At 42.3% G+C, this 8,036-nt stretch carries 7 protein-coding genes; 4 read left to right on the forward strand and 3 right to left on the reverse strand.

What is annotated here, in order from left to right:
* The first annotated feature begins 134 nt into the window (after positions 1-134).
* On the forward strand, positions 135-368 hold the full coding sequence (locus tag ABNG04_RS17775; RefSeq protein WP_371163644.1) for a DapH/DapD/GlmU-related protein: 234 nt from the start codon (positions 135-137) through the stop codon (positions 366-368).
* Here ABNG04_RS17775 and ABNG04_RS17780 read toward each other — a convergent pair.
* Both ABNG04_RS17780 and ABNG04_RS17785 read right to left on the reverse strand, forming a co-directional pair.
* Complete coding sequence (locus tag ABNG04_RS17780; RefSeq protein WP_371163645.1) at positions 342-1,844, reverse strand: oligosaccharide flippase family protein; 1,503 nt, start codon at positions 1,842-1,844, stop codon at positions 342-344. The genes ABNG04_RS17775 and ABNG04_RS17780 overlap by 27 nt on opposite strands.
* The gene (locus ABNG04_RS17785; protein ID WP_371163646.1) at positions 1,801-2,970 is read right to left on the reverse strand and encodes a sulfatase-like hydrolase/transferase; all 1,170 of its coding nucleotides are present in this window, start codon (positions 2,968-2,970) and stop codon (positions 1,801-1,803) included. The genes ABNG04_RS17780 and ABNG04_RS17785 overlap by 44 nt, the downstream gene beginning before the upstream one ends.
* 311 nt (positions 2,971-3,281) lie before the next feature.
* On the opposite strand from ABNG04_RS17785, the gene ABNG04_RS17790 reads away from it, so the two are divergent.
* The 3 genes from ABNG04_RS17790 to ABNG04_RS17800 all read left to right on the forward strand — a co-directional run bounded on the left by ABNG04_RS17790 (position 3,282) and on the right by ABNG04_RS17800 (position 7,818).
* Entirely contained in the window at positions 3,282-4,505 is a 1,224-nt protein-coding gene (locus ABNG04_RS17790; protein ID WP_371163647.1) for an IS701 family transposase, read from the forward strand.
* Between the two features lie 240 nt (positions 4,506-4,745).
* Positions 4,746-6,338: a hypothetical protein gene (locus ABNG04_RS17795; protein ID WP_371163648.1), complete on the forward strand. Its 1,593-nt coding sequence runs from the start codon at positions 4,746-4,748 to the stop codon at positions 6,336-6,338.
* 739 nt (positions 6,339-7,077) lie between these two features.
* Complete coding sequence (locus ABNG04_RS17800) at positions 7,078-7,818, forward strand: class I SAM-dependent methyltransferase (protein ID WP_371163649.1); 741 nt, start codon at positions 7,078-7,080, stop codon at positions 7,816-7,818.
* 11 nt (positions 7,819-7,829) lie between these two features.
* Here the strand turns inward: ABNG04_RS17800 and ABNG04_RS17805 are convergent.
* On the reverse strand, positions 7,830-8,036 hold a 207-nt coding region (locus tag ABNG04_RS17805; protein ID WP_371163650.1), incomplete at its 5' end, for a hypothetical protein.

The raw sequence follows: 8,036 nt of genomic DNA on the forward strand, positions 1-8,036 counted from the left end.
GGATGAGTGGTGATTTACGATTACAATGTAGAGATAGAATTACCATTAGGGATGGCTATGTTATCTCATGGGGTGTTAATATACTTGACAATAATGGCCTCCATCAATTATCTACCGACCGGGAACCTCACCCAATGATAGATCCGATAATAATTGAGGAAGGTGTATGGATAGGACCCAGCTCAACTATTCTTAAGGGTGTAACCACCGGACGTGGATCAGTAATTGCCAGTAACAGCGTTGTCACCAAAGATATCCTATATACTCTTTTGCTGCTGGTCAACCCGCGAGCCTCATCAACGATGATATCAACTGGAAGAGCTAGCCTGTCTACTATTATTCTATATGTCATTAATATTTTGAATTAATTTCCTATCTGATTCATCTATTCCATAAATAGACAACTGAATGAGAAATGGAAGTACAAGTAATATTCCCCCCAATATGAGTTTTGGTACTAGTGAAATATCCAATCTACGATAGATTATTAGTATTCCACCACTTAATAATAGCGTTCCTAGCGTACGCAATTGATGCCTGTCATAAGGTTGAATATCATAAAAGAAATGTACTTGAACAAGCCGCAGGGCACTCAAGGAGAACATTGCAAGCGCTGTAGAAGCACTTGCCCCTAACAATCCATAGTTGGGTATCAACAGTAATCCTAGAATAATCGCCAAGGCACAAGAAATTGCTGTATTTAGGGCTTCCAGACGTTCATAACCCGTCATCAGCAGTAACTGACCAGCTGGTCCAATTACTGTCATCGCGAATGTCCCAAACCCTAGAATTATCAATGGGGTAGCAGATCTTGTAAATCCAGATCCAAATAAGGTAAGTATTTCTGATGAAAATACAATAATATAAATATAAAGCATAAAACAAAGATATAGCATCCACTTTGTGAGAGTATTATACGTTTCTCGGAGAGTATCTATCTTATCATCATAAAAATATTCTGATGCTAATGTTGGGAAGATCGAATTTACTGACAGTAATAGAAAAGTCAAAAGGAGTGCATTTTGAAGTGATGCTTGGAAAAATCCGACAGTTTCCGAACCCTTAAAAATTCCTAGGAGTAATATTCCACTCATATTAAGTGTGTACTGAGTAATGTTTATGACTGTTGATGGAAGTGATAGCGTTATTATTTCTCGGAATTTAATAACTGGGCTGAAAAACTGGTTGAATCCCCCAAGTTTCCAGATCGAGTATACACCAGTAATATTAGCAATAACTACAGCAAGAATGTACCCAAGGATCACTCCCTCAACGGTGGAGACAGTTATAATTGAAACCCCACACAAAATAATGGCAACGCCGGACTTAGCAAAGTCGTCAATATAAACAGCATACTTTGTTTGTTTGAAACCATGAGTTATGTTAGTACATATTCGCATGGTTGCAAAAAGTGGGACTGAAATAACAAATAGTAAAACGGGAGAACTAATACTGCGGGTGCCAGGTAGTAGATCAAGCCTTACAACAGCATAAAAAATCAGAGTGATAGTAGATCCAGCTATTAGTCCTCCAAGAAGTGTAAATAAGACAATACCAGTAACTACATTTGGTCTGTTCTGTGAGCGGTATTTTGCGATAAATTTTTGAGCAGCATTATCCAAACCGCTCTGGGATATGTTACTAAGGAGGTTAACAACTACTAATCCAAATGAGAATATACCCAGTGCTTCTGGTCCAATACTTCGGGCAATTATAAGATTTATTGAATAATCAAATCCTTTCCCAATTAACGCACCGGTTAAGGATATTGAAATAAGGGTAGTTAGGCTCCTCTCCATATTACATATAGCCCAGGTCTTTGAGTTGTTCTTGAGTATCCGCATCTAAAGAGACTTGTTGAGATCTCCCACGTCTTTCAATCCCCTTAATAATCCGGTTAGCCTCATCTATGGAGAAGGAAGGTTCTCCGTAGGTTTCCCATCCCGGTAGGAATTTACTTAAACTCTTAGAGTATTCTCCAGTTCGTCGTATGTGGGTACCAATCGGACTCTTTACTAGCAGTGCGAGATAAATAAACACCGATTGTATTTTAGACGTATTTGAAAATACGTGCCCTCCCCCCTGATCCCATACGCTCATAGTCTCACGATTCAGAAACTCCTTACCTGGCAGACCGTAAAATTTCGTTATATAATGGTTATAGCCAACTAATTTACTATCCTGTTCTTGGAGAGGTTGTCCGTCCAGCTCAATATCAATGTCAATATCCAAATAATCAAGAATAGTTGGAACAATATCAACATTTCTAAATAGGTCAGAACTATTACCGTCATCCAGTTGAGGATGGACAAATGTAGTTGGTACATAGACTAATTCTGGACATGCTATATGATTATGACTGATTAACCCATATTCGCCAAGAAGTTCACCGTGGTCACTAGTGTATATTATTAATGTACTTTCTGATAATCCTCTTTCTTCCACTTCCTGAATAATTCTTTCAAAATGACTGATTGATCTTTGTATTCCTTGTTCGTAATCAGATTTTAATTTTTTGATATCACCTGCATTTGAACGTAAATAATCTGCTCCAGATTGATCTAATGATTCGAAAGATTCGTAGTCGTGTTGCCCGTATGGTGCATGTCCTCCTGGTCCCCGTTCTACCCAAACAAAAGGAGGTGACATATCGGACAACTCTGATCGAGCCGTTCCTGGAAACAGTTTAGCTATGTTATCATTGAGAGCTACTTTACTGCTAATTGCAGTATTGTATCCTGATATATCAAAAATAGAAAACAAATCTCCTTCAGTACGGTAATTGAATGCTGTCAAGCCATGGTTTGGGACATGTTGGCCGGTGAGAATACTAGCAAATGATGGCGAAGTATGTAACGACGCAGCAATTGACTTATATGTCTGCCCAATTTTTGACAGCCGATCGACAGAGTAGTCGTATCTAACTGCATCATCGATATAGAGAATGATATTCTCAATTTCTATGTCCATGATCTTCTGTCAATAGTGAACTAAAAAAAATCTATCGGAATAGTGTTATCGTCGTGTTAAGTTAAGCATGATTCCTCCAAACGGCGTGGACTTGTAGCCAGGCCAGTTTAGACGCTAGCGAGACACGTTGTTGCCGAGTATTATGAGTGATTGTAGCGGGAATGAGTCGAGGATACCCACATACTCCCTCTGCTTCACCGACAGATGCGTCGATTTAACTCAAAATCTATCATCAGTACTTCACAAAGCTAGTTAGTTACTCAGCTTTGAACGTTGAAGTGGGATCGTGACGTAGGCGGTAGCGAAGACGGATGATGCCGATTACGGACTTCTTGTCGTGCACACGTGTATTCAACGAGTTCGAGTCGCTGTCACCCGCACAACGTCAGCACGCGAAAACCTACGCCACAGGTCTTGTTGCGGCCAGCAACAAGACCGTGGCAGGCATCGCACGCGAAGTCCTTCCAGCTGGAGACAAACGCGCTCTCAACAAGTTCCTCACCGAGTACGACTGGGACGAACAGCAATTTAACCACGAGCGCCTCGAAGAACTGCAAAAACATGGCGAAACACGTTGGTCGAAGGATGGTTACATCATCCTCGACGACACGATCACCGAGAAAGCCGGGGACGAAGTCCCCGGCGTCGGACACTTCTATGATCACGCCGAAGGTGACACTGTCTGGGGCCAAGACCTCATCTACGCCTTCTACGCTGACGACAAAACTGCCTACCCACTCACTTTCCGCCTCTACGAAAAACAGGACGAAGATGGCCAAAACCACGACACCAAGTACGATCTCGCCCGTGAGATCGTCACTGAACTCGAAGACGAGGTAGGTGTCCCGGCGGACACCTACCTCTTCGACTCGTGGTTCGCTCACGATTCTGCCCTCGTCGAACACATCGAATCCTACGGCAACGACTGGATCGGCCCGCTCCGGAGCAACCGACAGGTAACCTACGCCGGCGAAGAGATCAGCGTCGATGCGCTGGCAGAGCGCATCGACACCGTCGAGCGTAACGTTGAGGACGAGACCTACCACATCTGGACGAAGAAGCTTCCCGTCTCCCAACTGGGAGACGTGAAGCTGGTCATCGCCGAGAAAGAAACTGACGAAGACGAAGAGAACCCGGTCAAATACCTCGCCACGAACAAGATCGACGCACCGACCGAACACGTGATCCGCTCCTACGGGATGCGGTGGCGCATCGAGACGTTCTTCGAGGACTCGAAGCAGGATCTCGGCTTGGGAGACTGCGAGATGCAGACTGACGAAGGTGCCAGTCGGCACTGGCACCTTCTGATGGCTGCCTACAGTCTCGTTCGTCTTGATCCCGATTCGAGCGCCTTGGGAACGGTTCGCTCGAAAGCGTCATCGCTTCGAGCGAACCTCGAACATTCCCTGAAAGAAGCCGTTTACAACCTGCTCTCGTGGGTTCGAGACAACGATGATCGTGGCGTCGATGACCTTATGCAAGAGATCGACCACCTTTTCGTTCACTCAACAGCCGACGCTAACGTTCAAAGCTGAGTTTTAGATATGATCCAGCGAGATAGTGGCAAATACTCTTTTCAATGATCTCGCGGGTTTCCCCCCTCTCGCTCTACAAACTCCAAGTTGATCCACTCGGTAGGCTGGGTGAGACGGAAGATTTCTGGCATAGGAAATAAAAATTTCCCATTCTTATAATTAATTAAATACTACGGACACTGTAGAGCTAAATATAGAGTACATTTTTGTGTCTGTGTTTATGAATAGAGTATAGTATCTATGTCTACTCAAGCCAAGAAACCCAGAATTATTCGACTTTTATTTATATTTCTATCTCTCTTGATAATAAACGGAGTAATACTTCTCAGACTTCAAATTATTAATGATGCATTTTATTTTAGAACAGTACTTCCGAGATTAATTGAGGCAACTAATTCTGGTAATTCTGTAATTAATCCAATGCGGTATAGTTACCCCCTTACCACACCATTTTTATTTACACTCCAGCTTATTACTGATTTGGATTACCTAACTATATCGTTCTTACCGATTATTCCAATTATACCTGTATTCTTTTATATTGCTATATCACGGGAGTTACTTGGAGATGGAATGGTTCCCCTCTCAGCCGGATTCGGAGTATTTGTATTTATTGGAGCAAGGCGCTCTCATTTCTTTGCGTATTCAATTGGTGAATTACTATATGTTCTTTTTATATACATAGTGGTAAAATATATTTTAGATAAAGATAATAGAATATCTATATTAGTTATACTTTCGTATATTACTTTGAAAGGGTTTTCCCCACACGCAGAAACCTGGGCTTTTACACTTCTTATACTATTACTACTTATATTTTCTGCTGTGAATCGTACATCGGAATTGGTCCCCTCATTATTTAGAATTACTACAGTATGTGGTATAATATACTTATTCATTAACAAGAAAATATATGATGCAGTTATAGGCCATCTTAGCTCGGGCGAAGTGCTTCTCAGTGATTTTCTTACTATACTAGTCAGTTCGGTTATTGGGACTAACTCTACCCTTCCACAATATCAGGTTGCTGGTTCTTCTTCTCCGACATTAGTCAAAATAAAAATAATATATTATGTAGCTATTATAGTGATAGTGTTATTATCAACGTTATCAATGCTATATACATTATATAAAAAGAATATCCAGATCAATATCGATTCTTTATTATTAACTATTGTTGCCTACGCAGTAATGTTTTCATTTATCCCTGACATGTTTGTCACAACATCTTTTGGAGAATTGACTCTAGAGGTGTTATCACTAGTAACCCCTCTTATAGGGTTATTTCTTTTTCAAAAATATTCATTGGTGTGGAGTGAGCGTGCTAAAGATATACTAGTAGTTGCTATCGTATTATTGATCCTAATGATGGCAATTTTCTCTCAGTTTACATTTTTACTTTCTGATTCTCATCAGAATTTTGGACCGAAAGGCCAAGATCAGACTGCAACACTATGGGTTAATGAGGAATACCAATCTGAACATGTTTTGTCTGACTTCCATACGCAAGGTATAATTGAAATATACTCAAAGATGAACGGTGATAAAAACATATACCATGAATCATACTCATCTAACAATTACGAATACATCATTAGTGGCGAAAAGGTTCAACAGGTTGAATTCGATGTATTAGTAATAAACAATAAAAATATCGATCAACCATTAATGAGAGGATACCCAGATTGGTCTTTCTTCAGACCACTGGATGAGTACAAAAGCAATATCGACTCAAACATTAGATTAACAAAGTCATACTCAAATGGAAAATATATAATATATGGAATTAGCTCGAAAAATACTACCGAAGTTCACCGTAGCTACACATCTTAATAAGATGATCGAACACTCAAGTTGTATCCAAATGAAGCCAGTTGTGGGGACTACATTCATCCTGTCTCCCTGAGTAGCATACCTCTGATAAGTGATAAGACGGTGGATCGGCCTAGAAGAATCCTAGAAAAAGATTTGTATTATATAACTATCCACACCATTATATTTTGGCATTCGTCGCGTTTGATATGTCGAGGCTGTGAGTGGTGTCTGGGTTGGGGTCTATCACATCGTCGATAATCAGTTCGCTGGCGCCCCCTCCGATGCTCACGACGCCGCCAGTCCCCCCGCCCTGACTGCCGTTGTTGTGCTGGTTTCCGAAGAGTACAATGTTGTTACCGCCAGAGATGCGCACTAAACAGATACTGTCGAATCAGGATAGTTTTATTATGGCGAGTAGTGGCGGGGAGTAATGTTCAATGTCTAAGTAGTGAGACTCTGGTAGTACGTCCGATGATATTGAGAAACGAGTTGCAGACTTGAAGAGAAGATCGAACGGACTGAGAAGCATTTTTTGAGGAAGTTGAGGGAAACGACTCAACTCATGGAGAGAAGCGCGAAAATCATTTCGGCTTCGATTAGAATCAGATGAGTGATTAGACCTTACGTATTCTTCGGTTGAATGATCGTTACAGAGCAATGTGGTCAGCGGTAACGCTGGTCTATTGTTTAGAATGCCATAGAGACAACTGACCCCGATGTTCAAAATGTTTATAGGTTGTGTTGGATATTGGTCGCTATGGGGGATACGGTTGTCGGTACAGCTGTAAGGCATTTATATCGGGAAGGGCCGAAGGCTTTTCTTGAACGATTAATTCCATTCGTATACAACAATCTGATTAGAACCCGGATGCCAGTCACAGGAAGAACAACAGTAAATTACAATGAAGTCGAGATTCCCACCGATCAGCACTATTTAGACGACTATGTCCCCTTCGCAGGCGACCGACCACACTACGAAAAGGTCCTCATAGAAGCCATTATTGAGAACATCCGCGAAGGCGATAACGTGTGTATAGTGGGTGGCGGAAATGGGGTCTCCGCGGTGACAACCGCGAGGAGCGTCAGTACAGCAGGAAGTATCACCGTCTTTGAAGCTGCAAAAAGCCGAACCAAACTGATCGAAGACACCGCTGTGTTAAATGATGTTGGCGGTATAGTCGATGTAACCCATAGCATTGTGGGGGAGAATATCGATGTTTGGGGAGAGGAATCCGGCGCGAAGATCACCCCTCCATCAGACTTGCCAGATCCAGATTGGTTGGTGCTCGATTGCCAAGGCTCAGAAAAGCAGATATTGCGTGAGATTACTCCAGGGCCGAAAATCATAGTTGAAACTCACGGGTTTTTGGGTTCGTGGCCGGATGAAGTCAAATCAATATTGGGGGATCAGGGATACCGAATTATCTCATCGGAGCCAGCACACGGGCACAGTAAACGGGATGGGTGCGTTGTCCTCGTCGCAGCTCCAGTGCGCTAATTGTGGGCGAATCACGCCGGTTTCTGGAGTCGCAGCCAATTCCATTCAAACCCTCCGTAAATAATGCGGTCGTTTGCGAGACTCCCGTAGTCCACATCCACATCCATCCGAATGGTTTCCCCAGCAGTGAACTCGTATTCCCGCTGTAACGGATTGGTTACGAAGTCACTAACGACAGAGACATGTGCCAAGTTTCCATGAATGCTCTCCGCTGAATC

Origin of the sequence: Halorubrum miltondacostae (assembly GCF_041379815.1) — an archaeon.
GTDB classification, from domain to species: Archaea; Halobacteriota; Halobacteria; order Halobacteriales; family Haloferacaceae; genus Halorubrum; species Halorubrum miltondacostae.